General features: G+C 45.8%; 18 protein-coding genes and 1 pseudogene. 13 read left to right on the top strand and 6 right to left on the bottom strand.

Translation table 11 applies throughout. From position 1 onward, the window contains the following. Window positions 1–63: 63 nt before the first annotated feature. Window positions 64–1,211 (top strand): IS3 family transposase gene (locus OGY33_RS05020; RefSeq protein ID WP_191238548.1). Its coding sequence is split into 2 segments (ribosomal slippage): window positions 64–301 and window positions 301–1,211, totalling 1,149 coding nucleotides; the frame shifts between segments, so codons are not numbered across the junction. Between the two features lie 169 nt (window positions 1,212–1,380). On the opposite strand, the gene OGY33_RS05025 is transcribed toward OGY33_RS05020, so the two are convergent. Both OGY33_RS05025 and OGY33_RS05030 read right to left on the bottom strand, forming a co-directional pair. Next, window positions 1,381–2,517, bottom strand: a complete 1,137-nt coding sequence (locus tag OGY33_RS05025) for a nucleotidyltransferase-like protein (RefSeq protein ID WP_009654824.1) — start codon at window positions 2,515–2,517, stop codon at window positions 1,381–1,383. Further along, the gene (locus OGY33_RS05030; RefSeq protein WP_016154438.1) at window positions 2,510–3,136 is read right to left on the bottom strand and encodes a Cap15 family cyclic dinucleotide receptor domain-containing protein; all 627 of its coding nucleotides are present in this window, start codon (window positions 3,134–3,136) and stop codon (window positions 2,510–2,512) included. Before OGY33_RS05030 ends, OGY33_RS05025 begins: the two co-directional genes overlap by 8 nt. Window positions 3,137–3,544: 408 nt before the next feature. Here OGY33_RS05030 and OGY33_RS05035 point away from each other — a divergent pair, with 408 nt between their 5' ends. From OGY33_RS05035 to OGY33_RS05045, 3 genes are all read left to right on the top strand, one after another. Next, window positions 3,545–4,129: an MFS transporter gene (locus tag OGY33_RS05035; protein ID WP_009654820.1), complete on the top strand. Its 585-nt coding sequence runs from the start codon at window positions 3,545–3,547 to the stop codon at window positions 4,127–4,129. Between the two features lie 283 nt (window positions 4,130–4,412). After that, window positions 4,413–6,551 carry an AAA family ATPase gene (locus OGY33_RS05040; RefSeq protein WP_009654821.1) on the top strand — a complete coding sequence of 713 codons (2,139 nt, stop codon included), beginning with the start codon at window positions 4,413–4,415 and terminating at the stop codon, window positions 6,549–6,551. Window positions 6,552–6,831: 280 nt separating this feature from the next. Continuing rightward, window positions 6,832–7,080, top strand: a complete 249-nt coding sequence (locus OGY33_RS05045) for a hypothetical protein (protein ID WP_016154436.1) — start codon at window positions 6,832–6,834, stop codon at window positions 7,078–7,080. A 384-nt stretch (window positions 7,081–7,464) separates the two neighbouring features. Here OGY33_RS05045 and OGY33_RS05050 read toward each other — a convergent pair whose 3' ends face one another. Together OGY33_RS05050 and OGY33_RS05055 are read right to left on the bottom strand one after the other, a co-directional pair. Further along, window positions 7,465–7,827, bottom strand: coding sequence for an ArsR/SmtB family transcription factor (locus OGY33_RS05050; protein WP_016154435.1), 363 nt, complete (start codon window positions 7,825–7,827; stop codon window positions 7,465–7,467). 45 nt (window positions 7,828–7,872) lie between these two features. Further along, window positions 7,873–8,877 (bottom strand): cation diffusion facilitator family transporter, encoded by a 1,005-nt coding sequence (locus OGY33_RS05055; RefSeq protein WP_009654826.1) that lies wholly within the window; start codon window positions 8,875–8,877, stop codon window positions 7,873–7,875. Window positions 8,878–9,062: 185 nt separating this feature from the next. Between OGY33_RS05055 and OGY33_RS05060 the strand changes: the two genes are divergently transcribed. Together OGY33_RS05060 and cueR (OGY33_RS05065) are read left to right on the top strand one after the other, a co-directional pair. Continuing rightward, complete coding sequence (locus OGY33_RS05060) at window positions 9,063–11,558, top strand: heavy metal translocating P-type ATPase (RefSeq protein ID WP_009654818.1); 2,496 nt, start codon at window positions 9,063–9,065, stop codon at window positions 11,556–11,558. A gap of 13 nt (window positions 11,559–11,571) precedes the next feature. After that, window positions 11,572–12,036, top strand: a complete 465-nt coding sequence (gene cueR, locus OGY33_RS05065) for a Cu(I)-responsive transcriptional regulator (protein WP_016154433.1) — start codon at window positions 11,572–11,574, stop codon at window positions 12,034–12,036. 89 nt (window positions 12,037–12,125) lie between these two features. Here the strand turns inward: cueR (OGY33_RS05065) and OGY33_RS05070 are convergent, their stop codons facing one another. Further along, window positions 12,126–12,578 (bottom strand): Cd(II)/Pb(II)-responsive transcriptional regulator, encoded by a 453-nt coding sequence (locus OGY33_RS05070; RefSeq protein WP_009654812.1) that lies wholly within the window; start codon window positions 12,576–12,578, stop codon window positions 12,126–12,128. Window positions 12,579–12,659: 81 nt separating this feature from the next. Between OGY33_RS05070 and OGY33_RS05075 the strand changes: the two genes are divergently transcribed. From OGY33_RS05075 to OGY33_RS05105, 7 genes and pseudogenes are all read left to right on the top strand, one after another. Then, a complete protein-coding gene (locus OGY33_RS05075) occupies window positions 12,660–15,155 on the top strand; it encodes a heavy metal translocating P-type ATPase (RefSeq protein WP_016154432.1) in 2,496 nt (831 codons plus the stop codon). A 92-nt stretch (window positions 15,156–15,247) separates the two neighbouring features. After that, entirely contained in the window at window positions 15,248–15,652 is a 405-nt protein-coding gene (locus OGY33_RS05080; protein ID WP_071532327.1) for a helix-turn-helix domain-containing protein, read from the top strand. After that, a complete protein-coding gene (locus OGY33_RS05085; protein WP_223175622.1) occupies window positions 15,636–15,905 on the top strand; it encodes a hypothetical protein in 270 nt (89 codons plus the stop codon). Before OGY33_RS05080 ends, OGY33_RS05085 begins: the two co-directional genes overlap by 17 nt. 312 nt (window positions 15,906–16,217) lie before the next feature. Continuing rightward, window positions 16,218–17,165 (top strand): UDP-3-O-acyl-N-acetylglucosamine deacetylase, encoded by a 948-nt coding sequence (gene lpxC, locus OGY33_RS05090; protein WP_023302364.1) that lies wholly within the window; start codon window positions 16,218–16,220, stop codon window positions 17,163–17,165. A gap of 219 nt (window positions 17,166–17,384) precedes the next feature. Continuing rightward, window positions 17,385–17,819, top strand: coding sequence for a Cu(I)-responsive transcriptional regulator (gene cueR, locus OGY33_RS05095; RefSeq protein ID WP_023336667.1), 435 nt, complete (start codon window positions 17,385–17,387; stop codon window positions 17,817–17,819). 149 nt (window positions 17,820–17,968) lie between these two features. After that, a complete protein-coding gene (locus OGY33_RS05100) occupies window positions 17,969–21,409 on the top strand; it encodes a molybdopterin-dependent oxidoreductase (protein WP_023302365.1) in 3,441 nt (1,146 codons plus the stop codon). Between the two features lie 322 nt (window positions 21,410–21,731). Then, window positions 21,732–22,466: pseudogene (locus OGY33_RS05105) on the top strand (IS5 family transposase). On the opposite strand, the gene def reads toward OGY33_RS05105, so the two are convergent. Beyond that, window positions 22,455–22,907, bottom strand: a complete 453-nt coding sequence (gene def, locus OGY33_RS05110) for a peptide deformylase (protein ID WP_016154430.1) — start codon at window positions 22,905–22,907, stop codon at window positions 22,455–22,457. The pseudogene OGY33_RS05105 and the gene def overlap by 12 nt on opposite strands. Window positions 22,908–23,030 lie beyond the last annotated feature (123 nt).

The raw sequence follows: 23,030 nt of genomic DNA on the forward strand, positions 1-23,030 counted from the left end.
TGAATCGCCACGGGTTTAACAGACACCTCGGAGTCATTTAAGATGACTTAAAGAGAGGTGCCCATGAGCGGTAAACGTTATCCCGAAGAGTTTAAAATTGAAGCAGTCAAACAGGTTATTGATCGCGGTCATTCTGTTTCCAGCGTTGCAACACGTCTCGATATCACCACCCACAGCCTTTACGCCTGGATAAAGAAGTACGGTCCGGACTCATCCACTAATAAAGAACAGTCAGATGCTCAGGCCGAGATCCGCCGACTCCAGAAGGAGTTGAAGCGGGTTACTGACGAACGGGACATATTAAAAAAAGCCGCGGCGTACTTCGCAAAGCTGTCCGACTGAGGTACGCCTTTATTCGTGACAACTCCCGTTGCTGGCCTGTTCGTCTGCTCTGCAGGGTGCTGGATGTTCATCCCAGTGGCTTTTACGCCTGGTTTAAGCAACCGTATTCTCAGCGCCACCAGGTAGATCTGAGACTGACGGGACAGATCAAACAGTTCTGGCTGGAGTCCGGTTGCGTTTATGGTTATCGCAAGATCCATCTGGACTTGCGGGATAGCGGTCAACAGTGCGGAGTGAACAGAGTCTGGCGACTGATGAATCGTGCCGGGATAAAGGCTCAGGTCGGGTACCGGAGCCCGTGGGCACGCAAAGGCGAGGCCAGTATCGTATCGCCCAACAGGCTCCAGCGACAGTTCAATCCGGATGCTCCGGATAAGCGTTGGGTAACGGACATAACCTACATCAGGACCCACGAAGGCTGGCTGTATCTTGCTGTGGTTGTTGATCTGTTCTCACGCAAAATTATCGGCTGGTCAATGCAATCCCGGATGACAAAGGACATTGTCCTGAACGCACTGCTGATGGCTGTATGGCGGCGTAATCCCCAAAAACAGGTGCTGGTTCATTCGGACCAGGGCAGTCAGTACACAAGCCATGAGTGGCAGTCGTTCCTGAAATCACACGGCCTGGAGGGGAGCATGAGCCGTCGCGGTAACTGTCACGATAATGCGGTTGCAGAAAGCTTTTTCCAGTTGCTGAAACGCGAACGGATAAAGAAAAAGATCTACGGAACGCGGGAAGAAGCCCGCAGCGATATTTTTGATTACATCGAAATGTTTTATAACAGTAAGCGTCGGCATGGTTCGAGCAATCAGATGTCACCGACAGAATATGAAAACCAGTATTATCAACGGCTCGGAAGTGTCTAGATTATCCGTGGCGATTCATGTCTCTTCAATCAACGATTAGTACGGAGACTCATACTAAACTGGAAATAAATCTCATAATAGCGCTTAAGCCGGAATGACTAGCGCTGTCCGGCAAATAGTCGCGGATGATTCAAGATCCACTTATTAAGTGGATCTTGATAGCATCCTGTTAGTAAACCGCTTGTTTTATAAGTAAAATTCCTTTGGCGGGTGTGTAATATTCAGTAGGCTGGCCGGTTATTTCACGCAGCACCTCAGTGACAATACTATTGACCATTCCCGTCAGTTTAAGCAATTCGGCAAAAGTTTCATTCTTGTCAATTATCTTTCTGGTGCCATTTGGAACGTAGAGCAGCATTGCAGCATTAGGGTTCTGTGCAAGATAATTTAGCCATCTGTGAGTCTCTACAAGGACAGCCAGCTCGTAGTATTGGCTATGTCGGAGATTGTTACCATCTGCGTGGTACATCAGCGAGGCAATATCATAACTACTGAGTTCAATTTTAGTACCCTCAGCTTCACTATCCGCTTTTAGTGTCTTAAGAAAACGAATAGACTTACGCAATCCTCCATTACATTGATCGCATTTGTCTTTAATTCGTTTGATGTGGAGGAAAGGTAGGTTGTAGATACGTTGACGTGTGTTTTTATCTATAATAGTGACCCCACGTTGATCTACATCTTTAGTATGTTGGTACTCTTTGGTATCCCACCAGATGCTTGGCACCACATCCACTTCTCTCTGCAAAGACCCTCCCGTTATTCTCAAAGATTTGGCGTTGTTGTCATCAACATCTGCCGCAGGGAAAGTTGCTTTCAGGGCATCCCTAGCGGCATCCCTGAGTTCAAGGATGACATCCCCATCATTTTTGTTCGTAGGGGTGTAGCGGCCAATACCGTCGCTATCATAAATAAGCATCTGAGTGTCTATAATCAGCAGATCCACATCACTGAAACTTTTAATATGAATATCCAGTGGTACAGAGCCTTGGACACGAAACTCCAGATTAAGATCTAATTTCTTTACCAGTTGGTTCTCAATACGCTTGGCAGTTTCAAAAGAAATTTCGGTATAGCGGTTATCAACCGGTTGCATGGCACCTATAACATAGCGGGTTGCAGAATCTTGTTTTCCCCTGGTTTCCCAACTTTCATTTAAATCCAGGAAACCTTCTAGCAAAGCATAGTTTTCCAGTCCATCAATCCTCTGGTTACTGATTGACTCTCTGGCTACGTTTAATTGATCGAATGTCCCTTTACGACGAGACTTCATGCGTTCAATTCGCGCACTAAATGAATTAGACATTGTCGATCCTAGTGATTGTCATTGTTCCGTAAGTAGCCCGGCCTTGACCGTTAAAATAATGGCCTTCAGCAGATTTGAGTCCGTCGTCGAACCTGAACTCTGCGAATCCAACATGTGAAGTCAGGTGTTCTTCACCTGTCTTGGGTTGGTTGCGGTAGTTATAAAGCAGCTGGTAACCAATTCCCTCGTCATGAATGATGGAGGCTGTCACACTATCCGAATGCGATGATTGAGTTTTCAGATGAATTCTGACTTTGTCCCATGACTGGACAATTCTCAGCTCACCTTCCCAGGGTTTACCACCTTCAGATCGGGTATGGCCTTCAACATTCCAGCGGCCTGCAAGATTTGGCACACATAAAAATTTCCCGAGGTAGGTGTTATGCCAGAGATTTTTATCAAACCATGTATACAACCCCATGTAGATCCCACCGGCGCTAATAAGTGAAAAAACTGAGGCAGGTATGTGGCTGTTAATGTGAAAGTTTTTCAGCCATTCGATTAGTGTGAGTGCTAGTAAAATCAGAACGAACGATATAACTGAGGCAACAATGGCAATATATCGGCCGACTTTACTGCGGTTAAAACCGCAAATCACAATGTACTCGTGACTTTTCATGAAATGGCGTCCAAGTGAGATGAAAACTAAAAAAACTATATATAGGTAATTTTACTATATCAAACCCTAGATATGGATGGATTGACAGTTATTTCTCGGTATGGTTATCAGAACGAGTTTTAAGTAGATCTGGAAGAAGATACATCCAGATTTCAGTCAGATACCGCCATCGTCATGTCAGCAGGAACCGGATTGATTTCCTCGTTTCATAGCGGTCAGGCTTGCCTGAAAATGATACCTTCGCAGGGAATGTTGATTGAGCTGGGCGGTGTCATTTTTCTGTTTATAGGCGGATTACTTGCAACCCTTGGCTGGCAGTGGCCGTTTTTGCTTCATCTTTTTGCCTAGGTTCTTCTGGTTATGCAGCTGGCGTTTGTGCCGTAACAATTGTCCTCTGGGACAGAAAACATGAATGAAAACGCCGGAGAAAGCGAATCGGTGAGTGCGACTCGATTAGCGCCTGTGCTTTTTGCAGCCCTGCTGTCCATGATTTGCTTCTTCACCAGCATTATCATCATTCCGCAGGTGTTTAGCTGCATGGCTATTGGGGCAGCAGAAACCGGATACTTTCTGTCGTTTATCTCACTGGTCGCCGTCGGGGCTGCTGCGATGATGCCGCGCCTCATAGCGCGTTTACGTGAGTACGGAAATCTGTACACGGCGTTTAGCTGCTACGCTGCCGGACATTTCATATTTTCATTCGCTGATAATGTAGTGTTCTACATCGCTGGCGGGGTTTTAATGAGTTGTGGGTTTGGTCTGTCGGTGCCGCTTGTGAATCATATGACAGTCGAGCAGAGTCACGCTCGCGTCCGGGGACGTAACCTTGCCTGGCTTTCTATGGCTATATTCTCCGGCCAGTTTTTATCATCATTCATGGAAATCATCCTAGGAGATTCATCAGTCGTCTTCCGGGGGACCGCGACAATTGCGGTGGCGGTAATTGTCGCTCTCATGGTGATACACCGGAAACGTCGCTTTAAAACGGCATAACGTCTGTCAGTATCAGCAACGCCGACATTGCTGAGCCGGCTTAGTCTGGTGCGGGTACTGAGGGTGCAAATGTCCGCTCTTGGCACGAAGCGGACATACATCACAAGCGCCGTACATACGCTCTATAAAACAACTGCTCCGGCGCTGCGGTACCAAGGGCGAATCCCGGAGTGCTTTACTCAAAAATGAAACGGTGCTTATATGTTCTGGCTTCAGCTTAAATAATTAATCGGGCCTGCAATATACGGGGCCTGCTCAGTGTCTTTGCCGTAAAGGATTAGGTATGGAAATTGAAATTAATTGCTGTAATAACATCGATAAAGCAAATATAACTCTGGCAGAAAAAAAACTAAATATTAAATTTGCGCCTAACGGCACCGGAAAAAGCACCATTTCCCGCGCGATTCAGTGTACGGTAAACGGGGATGAACAGGGTCTCAGCGACCTGCTTCCGTTTAGATACCGTGGTTCTAATCCCGATGCAGTACAGCCTAGGGTAACTGGTGTCGATGGCCTGCAAAACGTCATGTGCTTTAATGAAAAATATGTCGATCAATTCACTTTTCAACCAGACGAGTTAGTAAGTAATAGTTTTGACATCTTCATCAAAAGTGAAGCGTATCACGAGACAGAACGCGAAATCGAAGCCATGGTCGTGGCCATACGGCAGCAGTTTGCTGATAACGTCGGGCTTGAAGAATTCATCACGCACCTGGGGGAACTCAGCGCCGCATTTAAGCTGAGTAGTACCGGGATTGCAAAAACGTCTACCGGTATGAAAGGCTTATCCGCTGGCAACAAGCTTCAGCACATTCCCGACGGTTTGGAATCTTATAAGCCGTACATCCAAAGTAAAAGCAGCGTAGAGTGGATCGAGTGGCAGACCCGGGGGTATGAGAAATTCTCCGCGCTATCCGACGGCTGCTGTCCGTTCTGTACTGGCGACTCCCGTGAAAAGGCCGAGCAGATTAGCCGCGTCAGCGCGGAGTATGATAAGGCTGTCATTAAAAACCTGATCGGCCTGATCGGCGTGCTAGATAAACTCGGCGAATATTTTTCAGAGCCTGCCCGTGCCCGCCTCGCTGATATTACAACCCTAAAAAGTGGGCTGGAAAAACAGCACGAAGAATATCTCGTGACAGTGAAGAAGCAGACAGACAGCCTGATAAATATGCTGAATACCCTTAAGACTCTTAACGGCTTTACGTTCAGCGCTTCAACCAACGTCAAGGCTGCACTGGAAGCCTGTCGCCTAGACGTGAAGTTTTTCCCGGAGCTGCAGTCGGATAAAACGGCCCGCACCGTAGCCAGTCTCAATACCTCTTTAGACGACCTGACGACGCAGGCCGGACGCCTGCAGGGTCAAATAAATAAGCAGCGTCAGGGCATGCAGAAGCTGATCCTCAAGCATAAAACCGATATCAATACCTTTCTGGCTTACGCAGGCTATCGTTATCAGGTGGATATCACTGGGGAAGGCGATAAATGTCGGCTGAAACTGCGCCACGAAGACTTTGAAGGCTACGTCAGCGGCGGCAGCCAGCATCTCAGCTACGGTGAACGCAACGCCTTTGCCATTGTTCTGTTTATGTATGAATGCTTAGCCAAGAAGCCAGGCCTGATCATTCTTGACGACCCGATTTCATCGTTTGATAAGAACAAGAAATTTGCCATCCTGGAGATGCTGTTTCGCCGCAATACCGGTGAGTGCCTGAAAAATGAAACGGTACTGATGCTGACTCACGATGTTGAGCCTATTATTGATACACTGAAGTCCGTCAGGAAGCTGTTCAGTAATCTGGTTACGGCCTCACACTTGCACTACAGCGCAGGCTGCATCACCGAGCAGCTCATCGGTGAAAGTGATATCCGCACTTTTGCTCAGATCTGCCAGTCTGTCACTGACTCTGATAGTGAAGACATCATCAAGTTGATCTATCTTCGCCGACATTATGAAATTATGGACGACCTCGGTGATGCCTATCAGGTGCTGTCAAACCTTTTTCATCACCGTGAAACGCCCATCGACACCCGTGAACCCGTTGTGCAGGGAGTGGGACATCCTGAAATGTCCGCAGAAAAAGTTGCCTTCGGCTGCCAGGCAATCGCCGATCGCATTCCCGGCTTTGACTACCAGGCCACTTTCGTTCAGCTCACCGACCCGGATCGTATACGTGCGCTTTATCTGCTCTGCCGTAATGGCTACGAGAAACTGCAGGTGTTCAGGTTGCTTCAGACCGGACTCGAGAACGCAGTAATACGTAAATTCATGAATGAGACCTACCACATTGAAAATGAATTTATCTGTCAGCTGGATCCTGCCCGGTTTGATCTCATTCCTGAATATGTCATCAGGGAGTGCGACGCGCTTATACTTCCTCCTCCACCGGCAAATGACGATGCGCTGGAAGAAATTGCCTGACCTGTCGGAGGCGCGAGTATATTAATGCGCTTCAGTTTTCAGTGCGGCTCCAGTCAGGGCCAATAACCACCAGCAGGCGATTACGGTCTGTTACCCGGACCGTTTTCCCCTACCGCAGCGACCTGATGAGCTTCCGGCCTCGCGGCTGGGCCTGACATTCAGAGTGCTGACTGTACCAAGGCAGCGCCACCTCAAGGGAGCAGGAAGGCGACAGGATACATGATCTTGCACGGTAATCGGATGCATTACGGTAAGCAATTCCATCACATGAAGATAAACAATGAACCATCCTGAAATTCACGTCAAAGACTGGATTGATGTGGGCAATCGTGAGTGTGTGGTGCAACGACTTCTTCCTCCAGTGTCTCCCGTCGGCGTCTGTATTGTTGTTCTGAATAAAACCAAACCGACCACCCGGATCGCTGGTTGGAAAGGTGAAAAGTGGTACTTCATGCCCAGCCATGACTTTGGTGGCTATGCAGATGAGTATGATCCCTGTGTACGTGAACTGAAACGGGGCCGTCGCTGACCCCACGAGGTAATGTAGTGCAACTGCGTTTAGGCCAGACTACACGTCACAACACAAGGGCTGCATTCTGATGTTGACCATAACGCATTGTGATGTAGCAATGTCCGCTTTTGGCACGAAGCAGACAAACTAGATTATCCGTGGCTATTCAATAAGCTTGCAAAGCAAGGTTTCTCCTTCATGAGGTGGCCTGCTCACTTCGCTTTATCTGGTGATAGTGAACCATCAGGTATTTATTACATACAAGGGAAGGGGGCAGGTTTCATTATTAAAAGGTTAATTATTAAGGTTTTAATAAATTAATGATGAAACAACTCACCAAAGTAATGAAAAACTAAGGTGAGTTGGAATTACACAAGCTCTACTTATCAAAATTCATTCGGGTTATTCTTCAGCTATGTGAAATACCATGTCCTGAAGAACATGACTTACATGGTGATCCATTATGCTATAAAATATGTACTTACCCTTTCTCTCTCCGCGAACAAGCCTTGCACTTCGTAACAACCTCAGATGATGACTGACCAGAGATTGTGATAACTGGAGCGACTCAGCAATGTCGCCTACAGAGACCGAACCACGCATACAGTAAAGCAGGATTCGTAGTCTTGACTGGTCCCCCAGTAGATGGAAAATCTCGGAAAGTTGCCCAATGTCGTTTTGCGAGAGCATTGATAGATCTGGCTCCGCGACATGATCTGTCGCGGAACAGTCTTGTATGTTGCCGCAATCTGATGTGCTGGACATTATGATTCTCCCTCCTAAATTGATAGTGCATCACCAGAGGCCTGATTAATGTTTGTGGCCTGGACTAGAATGGTTATGCTTTTTTCCGTGTTCGTGTTCGTGTTCGTGTTCGTGTTCGTTACGCAGTTTTGTCGGTGAAAGGCTGCATGTATTATCGTTTTGATCGTAATTCCAGTCGATTCCCACAGTTGCATGTTCTATTTTGAACTGCTCATAAAGTTCTTGTTTTACAAGCTTCACAACGTCTTTTACGTCCACATCTTCCTTGGCTCTTACTTCCAGTGTTGCCATCGTCCGACCTGAGGTTATTTGCCAGACATGAATATGACTTACGGCTGCTAAGCCCTTAACAGAACTGATTAGTCTCTGTTCCACCTTGTCTGGGGAGGCATCTTCAGGCGCTCCTTCTAACAGGATGTGCAGCGATTTTGCTAATAATTTCCAGGCACTACGTAAAACCAGTGCTGCGACAAGAACGGAAAGTATTGGGTCAATCGGTGTCCAGCCCGTGTAGTAAATGACAATAGCGGCGACAATAGCGCCAACAGAACCCAATAGATCACCCATCACATGTAAAATAGCACCTTTGACATTAACATGATCGGTCTCACCACGGGTCATGATCCATAATACCAATATGTTGACCAACAATCCTGCAATGGCAACGATCAGCATTGGGCCTGCCAGTATAATTGGTGGAGCTTGTAACCTTTCCCATGCCTCATATGCAATCCACGCCACAATAGCGAAGAGTGTCAGGGCATTAAAGAATCCCGCGATGACTTCAAATCGCAAATATCCAAAGGTTCGTTTGCTATCAGCAGCTCGACGGCCAAAACGGAATGCCGCATAAGCCAGCGCCAAAGCTACTGCATCTGTAAGCATGTGGCCTGCATCTGCCAGCAATGCTAATGAGCCAGAAAGTATCCCTCCAACAGCTTCGACCACCATAAATGTGAATATCATGAGGAAGGAGATAAGGACTTTACGCTCGTTTGCACTGGTTACTGCTGGAGTATGGTCATGCTCGTGATCATGTGATTGTGACATAGGGCCTCAAGCGGTTGGTTATACATGATGCCTTCAATATAACATATGAATATGTGTTCATGTAAAGGGTTTTTATATCCATTCCTTCCACGGCATCGGCATGTTCAAAATAATGCGCTTGACCTTCCCACGATGGTAAGCCTTAAGGTTGTTCTTTATCTGACCATAACGATGAGAAATACATCATGAGCATTCAAAAAAAACAGCATTCTAATGATGGTGAAACTCAAGTCAGCTTGCCCATTGAGGGAATGACTTGTGCAAGCTGCGTTGGACGAGTTGAAGCCGCTCTGGCTAAGGTTGAAGGCGTACAAAACGTAAGCGTTAACCTTGCAACAGAGCGTGCAGATATCCGCCTAAATGCATTCGTTAATCGTATGGCGTTGGTTGAAGCAGTTGAAAAGGTTGGTTATGAGGTTCCTCAAGCTTCTGTAGAGTTATCAGTTCAGGGCATGACATGTGCATCATGCGTAGGGCGTGTCGAAAAATCGCTCCGAGCGGTTAAAGGTGTAAAAGAAGCCACTGTTAATTTAGCGACTGAAAGAGCTACTGTACGTGGAACCGCAGGAGTTGATGACCTCATAACTGCTATCGAAAAAATCGGTTATGAAGCCAGCCTGGTTGATAACCAAAGCCAGAATAATGATAGTGCCGCAGAAAAAAAAGATGCTGAAAAGGTTGCGTTGAAGAAAGATTTAGTTCTGGCGACCGTACTTGCGTTACCAGTATTTATTCTGGAAATGGGGTCGCATGTGATACCGGGAATGCATCAATGGATAATGGATACCATTGGGCTCCAGGAAAGCTGGTATCTCCAGTTTGTATTAACATTGCTGGTGTTGGCTATTCCGGGGCGGCGCTTTTACCTGAAAGGTATTCCCGCGTTATTAAGACTTGGCCCAGACATGAACTCTCTCGTCTCCGTCGGGACTCTCGCTGCATTCGGTTATTCAATGATTGCGACCTTTGCTCCAGGTCTTTTGCCTCAAGGTACCGTCAATGTGTATTACGAAGCTGCTGCGGTAATCGTCGCTCTTATTCTTTTAGGACGATTTATGGAGGCGCGAGCTAAAGGTCGAACGTCTGAGGCTATCAAGCGTTTGGTTGGATTGCAGGCCAAAGAGGCGCATGTGCTGCGTAACGGCATTGTCATCGATATTCCCATTAGTGATGTAGCCCTTGATGACATTATCGAAGTTCGACCAGGTGAGCGGATACCTGTTGATGGTGAGGTGAGTGAAGGAACAAGTTTTGTCGATGAATCGATGATAACGGGGGAGCCTATCCCCGTCGAGAAAGTTCCCGGAAGCTTAATGGTTGGCGGGACTGTTAACCAGAAAGGAGCATTGAGGTTGCGTGCAACAGCCGTTGGTGGCCAGACGATGTTGTCACAAATAATCAGAATGGTAGAGCAAGCCCAGGGCTCTAAACTACCTATACAAGCCGTGGTCGATAAGGTGACATTATGGTTTGTTCCTGTGGTGATGCTGGCAGCGTTGTTAACTTTCCTTGCCTGGTTAACATTTGGGCCATCACCGGCCCTGTCTTTCGCACTGGTTAATGCCGTGGCTGTATTGATCATTGCCTGCCCATGTGCAATGGGATTGGCTACCCCAACCTCTATCATGGTAGGTACTGGGCGTGGTGCAGAAATGGGGATCTTGTTCCGTAAGGGAGAAGCTCTGCAGTTGCTTAAAGATGCCAGGGTTGTCGCTGTAGACAAAACAGGTACTTTGACTGAAGGGCGCCCAGTAATGACAGACCTGGAGTTGGCCGAAGGGTTTGAGCTTGACTTAGTATTAGCAAAAGTTGCCGCTGTTGAATCACGTTCGGAACATCCTATTGCCCGCGCTATCGTTGAAGCTGCTCTAGGAAAAGAGATATCGCTGCCAGCGTTGACTGAGTTTGATTCAATTACTGGGATGGGCGTCAGGGCTACCGTAGACGGAGAGCGCGTAGAGGTCGGGGCCGATCGATTTATGCGTGAGTTAGGCTTGGATATCGAGTATTTTTCAAAGACTGCGATACGCCTTGGAAACGAAGGAAAATCGCCACTCTATGTTGCTATTGATGGACGTCTGGCTGCCATTATCGCAGTCGCTGACCCTATTAAATCAAGTACGCCGATTGCCATAAATGCATTGCACCAACTGGGGCTCAAAGTCGCAATGATTACCGGTGACAATGCCAATACAGCAAATGCGATTGCGAGACAGCTTGGTATTGATGAAGTGGTTGCCGAAGTGTTGCCAGAAGGGAAAGTTGAAGCAGTTCGTCGGTTGAAGGAGTCTTACGGTAAGGTCGCTTATGTTGGTGATGGCATTAATGATGCCCCAGCTTTAGCCGTGGCAGATATTGGGCTTGCAATTGGTACAGGTACCGATATAGCGGTGGAATCTGCTGATGTTGTCTTAATGTCCGGCAACCTACAGGGTGTGCCTAATGCTATTGGATTGTCTAAGGCAACCATAGGTAACATCAGGCAAAATCTTTTTTGGGCGTTTGGTTATAATGCCGCATTGATCCCTGTAGCAGCAGGCCTGCTGTACCCTGCCTATGGATTGCTGCTTTCACCAATCTTTGCTGCAGGCGCGATGGCGCTATCCAGTGTATTTGTCCTGGGCAACGCACTTCGTTTGCGTCGGTTCCAGCCTCCGCTGGCAGAAGACTCTGAGCACTAAGAAAAGGGGAGCTATGAACATTGGTAAAGCATCGAACGAATCAGGAATCTCCGCAAAGATGATTCGCTATTACGAGCAAATTGGTCTGATTCCTGCTACTGGCCGTACCGAAGCGGGCTACCGTGATTATGCACCCAATGATGTCCATCGTCTGATTTTTATCCGCAGTGCGCGCGATCTTGGTTTTTCTCTTGAAGAGATAGCCGATTTGCTCAAGTTATGGAATGACAAATCTCGCCAGAGCGCCGATGTTAAACGTCTGGCACAAGAGCATATGGATGATTTAGAGCGACGTATGGAAAATATGCGACGAATGGCAGATACACTCAGAGCTCTGATCAAAAGCTGTGCTGGGGATGAGCGAGTTGAATGCCCAATACTCCAGACATTAATGACCGCTGATGCTAAAAGCCATCCCGGTAAGAGAGAAGGGGCAGTGCAACGTCGTTCTCGTGGTAACGAAATGGAAAAAGCCTGACCCCTTATTTTAAGGGCATGATGGCGTAGCACAAAGCTGTATGGGCTTGTGTTACGCCATCAGTCTAATCAACTTATAAGCGCACACCACTAATGCACACCCCCCAAGTGGTCAGTTGGTACGGTTAAAGGAAGATCACCATTCTCTTCATCAGCAGTCAATTTCTGTACTATCCCGCATTCGTCCACGCTCCGGTCTGAGCTGCAATAGTTATTAAGTTCTTTGAGTTGTATTTCCAGGGCTATTAATTCTTTAATACGATGCTGAACATGAGTGAGATGGGCACTGATTATTGCATCAATGGGGCCACAGTCTTTACCGTGATTATTCATTGCCAGTAGCAATGCACGTATTTCCTCATGGGTCATATCAAGAGAGCGGCAGCGTCGGATAAATAATAACTTTTCCAGATGAGTATTGTTGTAACGGCGATAGTTATTTTCAATATCTCTTAATGGAGCCTGAAGTAATCCTTCTTTCTCATAGTACCGAATAGTTTCCACCGGACAATCCGCCTTACGGGCCAATTCACCAATTTTCATGCCTCCCCCCTTATGCGCTTGACCCTCTAGTTAGATTAGGGTCTTTAATCGTCAGTATAGTTAACAGATGAGGCAATGAAAATGAGTGGTGGTGTAAAAAATAGCAAAAACCCTGCAGGAGACGAAGCGGCTAGTTGCTGTGAAACGTTCAATTTAGGGACAGGACTCCGGGTTAAGAATACTGGTGAATCACATAAAGCAAATGATCATGCACATGATCAGCAGGCTCATAATCACAAGAAATGCAGTGATGATCATTCCCATGAAGGTCATAACCATGAAGGCCATAACCATGAAGGCCATAATCATGATGCCCATAGCCATGGCGGCGAAGGGCATTCGCATGATGAGCATAATCATAAGGGATGTAACCATGCTCATGCCGCGCAAGAGCATTCTCATGAAGGCCACGATCACGGCCATGAGGGGGATTGTTGCTCCGCTGCTCCAGAACAATTGAGTAGCCTAGGGGGCTCGCAGGTTGTGGCTGGTGGATTACGGACAGAAATTCGCATTATGCAGATGGATTGTCCTGTTGAAGAAAATCTTATCAAAAAGAAACTGGGTGGAATGAGCGCTGTTAAAGAGCTTGATTTCAACCTGATGCAGCGTGTTTTGACTGTAACCCATACACCGGATTCGCTTGAAGCTATCATGGCTGCAATTCGCTCGTTGGGATTCGCGCCAGAAGTCTCTGATAATACTAGCGGCAAGAAAAATACCCAGGAGAAAAAAAAGCCCTGGTGGCCATTAGCTCTTGCTGGCGTAGCTGCTCTTGCAGCCGAAGTGATGCACTGGGCTGATATGCCTGACTGGCTAGAAGCTGGGTTGGCTTTGATAGCAGTGCTTTCTTGTGGTCTGACAACCTACAAAAAAGGTTGGATTTCGATTCGCAATGGCAACTTGAATATCAATGCACTAATGAGTATTGCCGTTACTGGGGCTTTGGTCCTTGGGCAGTGGCCAGAAGCGGCGATGGTTATGGTGTTATTCACCATTGCCGAGCTGATAGAAGCCAAATCACTTGATAGAGCCAGAAATGCAATAGGTTCCCTGATGAACCTGACTCCTGAAACTGCAATGGTCCAACAAGCTGATGGAACATGGCAGGAAGTTGACGCCAGTAGCGTACAACCGGGCAGTATTGTCAGGGTAAAACCAGGTGAACGAATTGGTCTCGACGGAGAAATCGTCAAAGGCCAAACCACCATTAACCAAGCTCCAATTACAGGTGAAAGTATGCCTGTCGATAAAATTGCGGGCGATGCTGTATTTGCTGGAACAATAAATCAGTCAGGCTCTTTTGAATATAAAGTCACTGCAGCTGCAAATAATACAACCCTTGCTCGCATCATTCATGCCGTTGAGCAGGCGCAAGGCGCCAAAGCAGCTACACAACGTTTTGTTGACCGCTTTTCCCAGATTTATACCCCCGTCGTTATGGGTATTGCTGTTGCGGTTGCTGTATTGCCACCATTGTTTGGGGCAGGAACATGGCAGGAGTGGATCTATAAAGCTTTAGTTATGCTTGTCATTGCGTGTCCATGTGCCCTGGTTATTTCTACGCCAGTAACGATTGTTAGTGGACTTACTGCAGCTGCTCGCAAAGGGATTCTCATTAAAGGCGGTGTTTATCTTGAGCAGGGACGTAAGCTAAAAGCCCTTGCGCTGGATAAAACAGGAACTATTACCTATGGGAAACCAGTACAAACCGACGTAATGGTATTCAATGGGTGGAGCGAGCGTGAAGTTCGTACTACTGCAGCTAGTCTCGCTAGTTACTCTGATCACCCTGTTTCACTGGCAATTGTGAATGCTTCTGCTGATTTGAAAAAGCAGGATGTTGACAGCTTTGAAGCGATTGTTGGGCGAGGTGTGCATGGCGCGATTACAGGTAAGGATTTTTACCTTGGTAACCTGCGTTTGACTGAAGAACACTTTAATTGTCCATCAGAGATTAAAGCAACAGTACAAAGGCTGGAAAGCCAGGGTAAAACAGTTATTTTACTCAATGATGGTAAGCAAGTGCTTGGGTTGTTCGCTGTTGCTGATACTGTTAAAAACAGCAGCCGTGAAGCGATTGAACAACTTCATGAACTTGGCGTTAAAACTATTATGCTGACTGGTGATAACCCACATACAGCTAAAGCAATCGCATCTCAGGTTGGAATCGATGAGGCTCGAGGGAATCAATTGCCAGAAGATAAACATCGTGCAGTTGAAGAGCATTCACGGATTGGAATCACTGGGATGGTTGGTGATGGTATCAATGATGCACCGGCTCTGGCTGCAGCTGATATCGGTTTTGCTATGGGCGCAATGGGTACTGATACGGCGATTGAAACTGCAGATGTAGCCTTAATGGATGATGACCTGCGTAAAATCCCAGCCTTTGTAAAATTATCCCGACAAACGTACAGCTTACTCGTGCAAAATATCAGCCTCGCTCTAGGTATTAAAGCCGTATTCCTTGTACTCACGCTCATGGGAATGGGAACTATGTGGATGGCTGTATTTGCTGATGTTGGTGCCAGTCTTCTGGTTGTGGCAAATGGCCTGAGGTTATTACGAAAATAAAGAGTTGGGTCCCTGAGTTCTTCATGGATGACAGACTCAGAGACCGTATTCTGGTTTGAATATATTCATAGAATATGGTTTGGGGGGAGAGAATGGACACCAGGAAATATTCTGAAAGTGTTGTCAAAGATATTTTGCAGTGGGTTGAAAGTTCATTGAATACAACCTTGCCAGTAGAATTTATTGCTGAGAAGTCTGGGTATTCACGATGGCATTTTCAACGTTTGTTTAAACAGACGACCGGTGTTGCGCTGGGTGAATATGTTCGTGCTCGTCGATTATCATGTGCTGCGATTGATCTGAAATTGACTTCCAGAACAGTCCTAGACATTGCACTTCAGTATGGTTTTAATTCGCAACAAACTTTCACGAGAGCTTTTAAAAACAAGTTTCATCTTCCTCCCGGTCGGTACCGCAAGCAAGGGAATTGGAATTTATCAGCGCTGTGTCCATCTTTACTTTCAGATTATGAGGAGAGATATGCCAATGTTAGTTAATGACCCCGTATTAATTTCTATGATAGAAGATCTGACTGATAAGTATAATAAAATGCAGGATTTTTTAATCGATGATGAACCTTGTATTGATATCGTACGGTCGGTGTATGAGTTGGAGTGTACAGTTAGTGAATTCAAAAAAAGAATTATACTTCAACATATTTCCTATTGCCATTCAGATGAATGTGATGACCCTGACCTGCATGTCGCCTTAATTGACAATATAAAAAACATACTTGACTATCTTGAATAATTTTACAAGAAGGGCATTAGGCTTTCTTAAAACCATTTGTGTTTTGGATGAATAAATATTTTTAATTCACTGATTTCCGTATGGTCTCAACCATAAAGAATATGATGGTAACTAACCCGGGTCAGTCAGTGCGACTCATGCAAGATGCTTGATGTGTATATCGTATAAAATCTTGACCCTATATCAACTTCATGGTTTTTAATGGAACCAAGTCGAGAGTAGCGAGGACGATGAACAGAGCAATAGGGGGAATCATCAATGGAACCTTGTTGCGGACGTTCTGCCTAGTCGCTAGAGCAAACAGAGGTCTCCATGATCAAGCAAAAAACTATCAAGAATATTGTTGAATTAAACGGTATTGGCTTGCATAGCGGTAAAACCGTTAACATGAAAATCATGCCTGCTGGTGCCGATAGTGGCATACGGTTCCGTAGAACAGATGTAACTCCTGTTGTTGATATTCAGCTCCGTGCCGATCAGATTCATGACACTATGCTGGCAACAAGCATTATCAACCCTCAGGGAGTTCGAGTTTCAACAATCGAGCATTTCCTTTCTGCGGTGTCTAGCATGGGGCTTGATAACCTCTTGGTGGAGCTCGATGCTCCAGAACTTCCCATTCTCGATGGGAGTGCCAGAGGATTCATAGACTCAATAATGCACGCTGGTTTGATAGAGCAGTGTGCGCTAAAAAAATATCTTCTGATAAAAAAAACGGTTTCCGTAAAAGATGGCGACAAATGGGCTCTTTTGCATCCAGACTCAAAGTTCTCGATCGATTTTATGATTGATTTTAAGCATCCCTTGATTTCTGCTGAGACTAATAGATTAAATATTGAAGTGTCGAAAGAAAACTATATTAGCGAGATTGCTGATGCCAGAACTTTCGGATTTGTTCGTGATGTAGAACTTCTACAACAAAAAGGTCTTGGGTTAGGGGCAAGTTTGAACAATGCGATAGGGCTTGATGAATATAGCGTTCTGAATCCGGAAGGTCTGCGATTTAATAACGAACTTGTGCGACATAAAACACTGGATGCGATTGGAGACCTCTTTGTATCAGGCCATAATATTATTGGCGCCTACCATGCTTATAAGTCAGGGCATGCATTAAATAATAAGTTGATGCTTGCACTGTTGAATGATGTCGAATCATGGGAATTAGTGAGTGTTGGTGAATATAAAAATGATGCCACTAGAGAAACCATCCTTTCTAAACCCAAAGAAGAGTGTTTTGAGTCATTAAGTATGTGGTCATAAGGGATATGAGTATGTTCGTCACATCTGGTTTTTTACACAGCTTATCTTGATGATTTTTTTCTTGACCTTACCACCACGGGAAGGTCTAGGCTGGATATCGACTAAGTCTTGATGAGCCAAACGGTAACCGTATCACTACGTATGCAAGGTAAGAGTGTCAGAAACGACGTCATTTGAAACTGGATCTGATATTAACAGAATACATTTTGGGAGGTAAGGATGAACATTGGTGATGCTGCCCGGTTATCCGGAGTTTCCGCCAAAATGATCCGCTATTACGAAGAGGCGGGATTAATACCGGAAGTTGCAAGAACTGCAGCCGGGTATCGGATGTACAGCGATATTGATGTGTACAAATTGCATTTTATACGTCGATGTCGGGAGTTAGGTTTCTCTCTGGCGCAAACAGGAGAACTTCTCTGTCTTTGGGGTAACCATTCGCGCCAAAGCGCTGATGTGAAAAAATTAGTCGAGTCACACATCCGCGAGTTGACTGTAAAAATTCAAGAATTTCAGCGTATGGCATCAATACTTACAACGCTTTCTGATTGCTGTGCAGGGGATGATAAGCCTGAATGCCCTATTTTGCGTGCACTGTATCTTGCAGATGTTAACGGTTTGCAGGAATCAGATTCTGGCCCTGAAATTACTTAGCCGCTACCCATATATGACAGTAATTTCAACTGAAATTACGCCCACAAAACAAGATGATATTAACATTAATTGGGTTAGTAATTCTTGGGTGAAAAGAAAGCAATGTGGTTTTTAAAATATATTAACTGTTTTTAGTAGTGAGGTTTACAATGTCAGATATTATTCCCGGATATTGCACACTTTGCCGTTCGCGTTGCGGGACGTTGAATGAAGTAGCAAATGACCACCTGATCAAGGTACGGGCCAACCCTGAACATCCTAATGGTAAGGCCATGTGTATGAAGGGCAAAGCGGCACCTGAGCTGGTGGACAGCGCAAATAGAATTCTGTACCCGATGAAGAGAACCCATCCTAAAGGTGCCGAGAACCCGGGCTGGAAACGTATAAGTTGGGAAGAGGCTATGTCAACGATAGCCGGACAACTGGAAAAATTTAAACGAGAGAACGGAGCTGAATCTGTCGCTTTCGGTTTTACGAGCCCAAGCGGTACCCCCCTCAGCGATGCAATTGAATGGTTAGAGCGATTTGTTCGTATCTATGGCAGCCCAAACACCAGCTATGGAACTGAAATATGTAACTGGCATAAAGACGTTGCACATCGATGGACCTTTGGCTGCGGCATCCCTGTTGCTGACTATTCCCATGCCGATCTTATCCTTCTTTGGGGGCATAACCCCGCGAATACTTGGCTTGCCCAGGCTAGTGCGATTGGTACTGGTCGAAATAACGGTGCAAAACTGATCGTCGTGGATCCTCGCCCGACACCTTTAGCGAAAGAAGCAAATGCCTGGCTTGATGTCAATCCTGGAACTGACGGTGCATTAGCTTTGGGGTTAAGCCATCTCCTGGTAGAAAGAAACCTGTTTAATCATGAGTTTGTTCGAAACTGGACTAATGGTCCTTTGTTGGTTCGAAATGATAATGGTTATTTTCTTCGGGAAAAAGATATTAACCCACTTGCCATCAGTAATCGCTATACAGTTTGGGACGAACACAACCAGCAAGTCACATTTATCGATTCCGAGACTCGAACTGAAGAAACGCTGACGCCTACAGCTGCACTTGAGGGTAATGTTGAAGTTGCAATAGCTGATGGTGCAAAAATTTCCTGCCAAACGGCGTTTTCATCTTTTAAAGATATGTTGGCTAATTATGACCCAGAAAACGTAAGCCGTATCACCGGGGTATCTGTTGCATCAATTGAAGCCGCTGCGAGTTTGATTGCCGGGGCCAAGAAAATCGCCTACCACAGTTGGTCTGGAGTGGCACAACACACTAATGCCACCCAAACAGAACGTGCGATTGCGACACTGTATGCTTTAACCGGTTGTTTCGATCAGGAAGGATGTAATCGAATCTATGCCAGCCACCCGGTGAATGTGGTTAATTCACCGACACTGATGCCAAAATCACAATGGGATAAAGCATTAGGTCTTGAAGAAAGGCCTATCGGGCCGCCTTCACAAGGTTGGGTTCATTCTCAGGATATCTGGCATTCAGTATTAGAAGGTACACCCTATAAAATTCGCGGGTTAATTGGCTTTGGTGCCAACATATTACTTTCACAAAGTGATACTTCTCTCGGACAACAGGCGCTTGAGGCACTTGAGTTTTATGCCCATGTAGATTTGTTTGAAACGCCTACATCAAAGTATGCTGATATCCTTCTGCCAGTAAACACTGCCTGGGAGCGCGAAGGCCTAAGAACCGGGTTTGAAAGTAGTGCTGCTGCTCAGGACCACATTCAGTTGAGAAAAAAAATGGTCTCTCCGCGCGGTGAAAGCCGTTCCGACCTTGAGATTGTTTTCGATCTTGCATGCCGGTTAGGAATGAATGAAGCGTTCTTCGACGGCAATATTGAGGCAGCCTGGAATTATCAACTAGAACCATTAGGTTTGACTGTTGAGATGCTCAGAAATAAGCCAGAAGGTTACGATATCCCGCTTGAGCATAAAGTCAGAAAATATGCTTTCAGAGACCCAAATAGTGGATATCTGGCAGGTTTCAATACAGAAACAAAACGTGCAGAGTTTTACTCTGAGATCCTTCATCGCTATGGTTACAATCCTTTACCTGAGTATGTACAGCCGCAAGAATACCAGCGCAACGATCCTGATTATCCACTAATGCTGACATCCGTTAAAAGCGGATTCTTCTGTCATAGCCAACATCGAAGCCTGACTAGCCTACGAAAAAAAGCACCTTATCCAACGGTAGACATTTCGGCAGCTCTGGCTGACGAAGAAGGTATCAAGACGGGGGATTGGGTAGAAATTGAAACGAGAGCAGGTCTTGCTCGATTTAGAGCAAAAGTGGAAGCCAAACTCTCTCATGAAACTGTAATTGCTGAGTTTGGGTGGTGGCAGGCTTGTCCTGATTTTGGCAAACCTTCATACCCGGTTAAAGGTGAGTACAGTAGCAATTACAATAGCTTAATCAGCGGTGATAGCTATGATCCAGTCAGCGGTGCTTTACCTTTGCGTTCATTCCGCTGCCGCATTCGCCGCTTGAATGATTTTGAGCTGATAAGACGCCCCTGGGAAGGTCGTAAAACATTCAAAGTCATTGAACTGAAAAAAGAAGCAGATAATGTTACGACAGTTACCTTCCAATCGAATAGTGAAGGCTACTTACCTGATTATGAACCGGGCCAGCATATCACTGTTAGCTGTTGTCCGATGAGCGATTCTGAAGAGATCGTTACCCGGGCGTATTCGCTGACAGGCCCTGCGTTTGTTCATGACCGTAAAACCTATTCCATTTCTGTCCGTCATCAGAAAGCGACTGATGAGAAAGGTGAATATGTAGAAGGAATAATGTCATCCTACATAAACACGCATTTGCAGATAGGCAAGGATGTTGAACTTACGCCTCCTGGGGGGAATTTCATTGTCCCGCTCAATGCCGTCCAGCCTGTCGTAATATTTGCTGGCGGTATTGGAATTACTCCATTCATTTCCTATCTGGAGTCTATTAACCCCCAAGCGGAAGGTCCGGAAATCTGGCTTTTCTATGCTAATCAAAATAGTAGGCTACATGCGTTTAAGAAAAGAATTGCGGAGCTAAATGCGTCTATTGACAGGCTTAAAGTAATTAATATCTACAACCAGCCCCTCGACTGTGATATTCCAGGATTGGATTATGATAGAGCTGGTTATGTTGGTGCGGGAGATGTCGAGGCATATCTTATTGAGAATAATGCTCGTTATTACATGTGTGGTCCGCAGCCTATGATGGATGCGATATCCCGAGGGCTTCAGGAGAGAGGTGTACCTGCATTTGCTATTTTCTACGAGATATTTCGTTCTCCGACAAAAATAAATAATGATCCCTCATTACGTCATAAAGTAATTTTTGCAAAATCAGGAAGAGAAGAGATCTGGACCACGGATAAAGGTACTCTGCTGAATTTTGGAGAAAAACTTGGGATTAAAATGCCTAGTGGTTGTCGTGTTGGACAATGTGAAAGCTGTTCAACTAAGGTGATTGCCGGGAACGTGCAGCATCTGAATGGTGTGGAACCCTCTGATGAGGGTGCATGTTTGACATGCCAGTGCATTCCTGCCGGTGATATCACTATTGATGCCTGAGATAGGTATTAGCATCCTTTACATCAGGCCATTTTAGTGGTCTGATGTTATTCAATGGATAACGCTATGTTTTAAAGACATTTTTAATTATTTTGCGCCAATCCAACTCAATAACCGATTTAATGAATTATTTCAGTGCGATCTTCATGAATTTTTATCATCCTCCCCCTTACCTTCAAGTTACTGCAAGTCTTAGCCTGTAAGAAATTACTACAGTCACCAGTTTCGGATTGGCCGAGGAGTTTTAGTGAATGAAAGGCTTGCAATGATAAAATTGAAACTTCATTGTTTTTCTGCATCGAGCCTAAAAAAATGACCGGGTATCCCTGAGCACAAAACCAGCCATCCACTCGATACATACAGGAAACGCGTTGATAACCGCGCTGCCATGGATGCCATATTCTTCTTCCTCAGGACTGGTTGTCTGAACGCCACCGGGATATGTTCATCGAGTTCTGCACACCGGCGCTTTAAGGAGTGGCACGATTCAGGCATTTTTGAGCGCTTCTGGCAGAACGGTTTGCTTGCCTGCGAGCATCTGGACAGCATTGACTGGTCCTGGTTGTCGATGGACGGTTGTATGACCAAATCGCCGCTGTCAGGAACAAAAAACAGGTCGCAATCCTAAGGACAAAGGGAAACAAGGTGTAAAGCGCAGCCTGCTGACGGACGCCAGGGGGCTTCCTCTGTCGCTGGTCGTCGCAGCAGCGAACACGCACGACATCAAATTGGTTGCGGATACGCTCGATGCCCTTCAGGCGGGGCATCCGGGGGGAAACTCAGGCTCTGTCTGGACAAAGGTTACGAAGCTGGATGGCTGAAAACGTATCTGCAGAGTCGCCGTTACGAGCCACATATTCAGTCCCGTAAAGAGGAGTCTGACGCCAGTAAAAACAGGGACTTCAAAGCCCCTCTCTGGGGCGTTGAGAGGACTCATAGCTGGATGAATCGCTTTCGCCGGGTTCTGACCCGATGGAAAAAGAAGGCCGAAAATTACGAGGCTATGTTGCATTTTGCCTGTGGTCTTATCGTCTGGAATAAAGTCCTATTGAGATAGGCTCTTAGTTAATAGAATCCCGTTCATATGGTCTATCATATGCTGTATACAGATCGAGAGAGTACCACTTGCACTAAAATTTATTGTATTCCCAAAAGCATCAAGAGCGGTGACATTTATTTTCTCTGCACGGTATACAAAACGACTGGTTCCTGGTATAGAAAGACATTTTTCCTCAGTGATATTTTTTTCTTCCTTACTCTCAGCAATTACCGGATTAATTAATACTATTGGTTGCACCAGCGATTCAGGGACATCAATTACAGCAATCCTTTGGTGAACACCAACCTGGGTTGCTGTTAAACCTACACTGGATGTACCGTACATAGTGGTAATCATATCCTTAATAAATTGCCGGGTTATCGGTGAAATATGTTCGACGGGCATTGCAATGATCTTCAATTTGGGATCCGGATACTTTAAAACTGATAATAATGACATGCAAGGCTACTCTTTATTTAAATGGCAGTAAAAACGATATGTTTTAAGTCGGACCTGAGTGGAGAACCGGGACAGAAATAACTACCGGACTGACAGCCAGATATAAATCTTCTGCTGCCTGCG

It is taken from the genome of Citrobacter sp. Cpo032 (genome assembly GCF_030332975.1).
Lineage (GTDB): Bacteria > Pseudomonadota > Gammaproteobacteria > Enterobacterales > Enterobacteriaceae > Citrobacter > Citrobacter portucalensis.

Bases quoted from the DNA above. Each gene is read 5' to 3' on its own strand.
- OGY33_RS05025 (WP_009654824.1), bottom strand. From the start codon at position 2,517: ATGTCTAATTCATTTAGTGCGCGAATTGAACGCATGAAGTCTCGTCGT.
- OGY33_RS05030 (WP_016154438.1), bottom strand. From the start codon at position 3,136: ATGAAAAGTCACGAGTACATTGTGATTTGCGGTTTTAACCGCAGTAAA.
- OGY33_RS05035 (WP_009654820.1), top strand. From the start codon at position 3,545: ATGAATGAAAACGCCGGAGAAAGCGAATCGGTGAGTGCGACTCGATTA.
- OGY33_RS05040 (WP_009654821.1), top strand. From the start codon at position 4,413: ATGGAAATTGAAATTAATTGCTGTAATAACATCGATAAAGCAAATATA.
- OGY33_RS05045 (WP_016154436.1), top strand. From the start codon at position 6,832: ATGAACCATCCTGAAATTCACGTCAAAGACTGGATTGATGTGGGCAAT.
- OGY33_RS05050 (WP_016154435.1), bottom strand. From the start codon at position 7,827: ATGTCCAGCACATCAGATTGCGGCAACATACAAGACTGTTCCGCGACA.
- OGY33_RS05055 (WP_009654826.1), bottom strand. From the start codon at position 8,877: ATGTCACAATCACATGATCACGAGCATGACCATACTCCAGCAGTAACC.
- OGY33_RS05060 (WP_009654818.1), top strand. From the start codon at position 9,063: ATGAGCATTCAAAAAAAACAGCATTCTAATGATGGTGAAACTCAAGTC.
- cueR (WP_016154433.1), top strand. From the start codon at position 11,572: ATGAACATTGGTAAAGCATCGAACGAATCAGGAATCTCCGCAAAGATG.
- OGY33_RS05070 (WP_009654812.1), bottom strand. From the start codon at position 12,578: ATGAAAATTGGTGAATTGGCCCGTAAGGCGGATTGTCCGGTGGAAACT.
- OGY33_RS05075 (WP_016154432.1), top strand. From the start codon at position 12,660: ATGAGTGGTGGTGTAAAAAATAGCAAAAACCCTGCAGGAGACGAAGCG.
- OGY33_RS05080 (WP_071532327.1), top strand. From the start codon at position 15,248: ATGGACACCAGGAAATATTCTGAAAGTGTTGTCAAAGATATTTTGCAG.
- OGY33_RS05085 (WP_223175622.1), top strand. From the start codon at position 15,636: ATGCCAATGTTAGTTAATGACCCCGTATTAATTTCTATGATAGAAGAT.
- lpxC (WP_023302364.1), top strand. From the start codon at position 16,218: ATGATCAAGCAAAAAACTATCAAGAATATTGTTGAATTAAACGGTATT.
- cueR (WP_023336667.1), top strand. From the start codon at position 17,385: ATGAACATTGGTGATGCTGCCCGGTTATCCGGAGTTTCCGCCAAAATG.
- OGY33_RS05100 (WP_023302365.1), top strand. From the start codon at position 17,969: ATGTCAGATATTATTCCCGGATATTGCACACTTTGCCGTTCGCGTTGC.
- def (WP_016154430.1), bottom strand. From the start codon at position 22,907: ATGTCATTATTATCAGTTTTAAAGTATCCGGATCCCAAATTGAAGATC.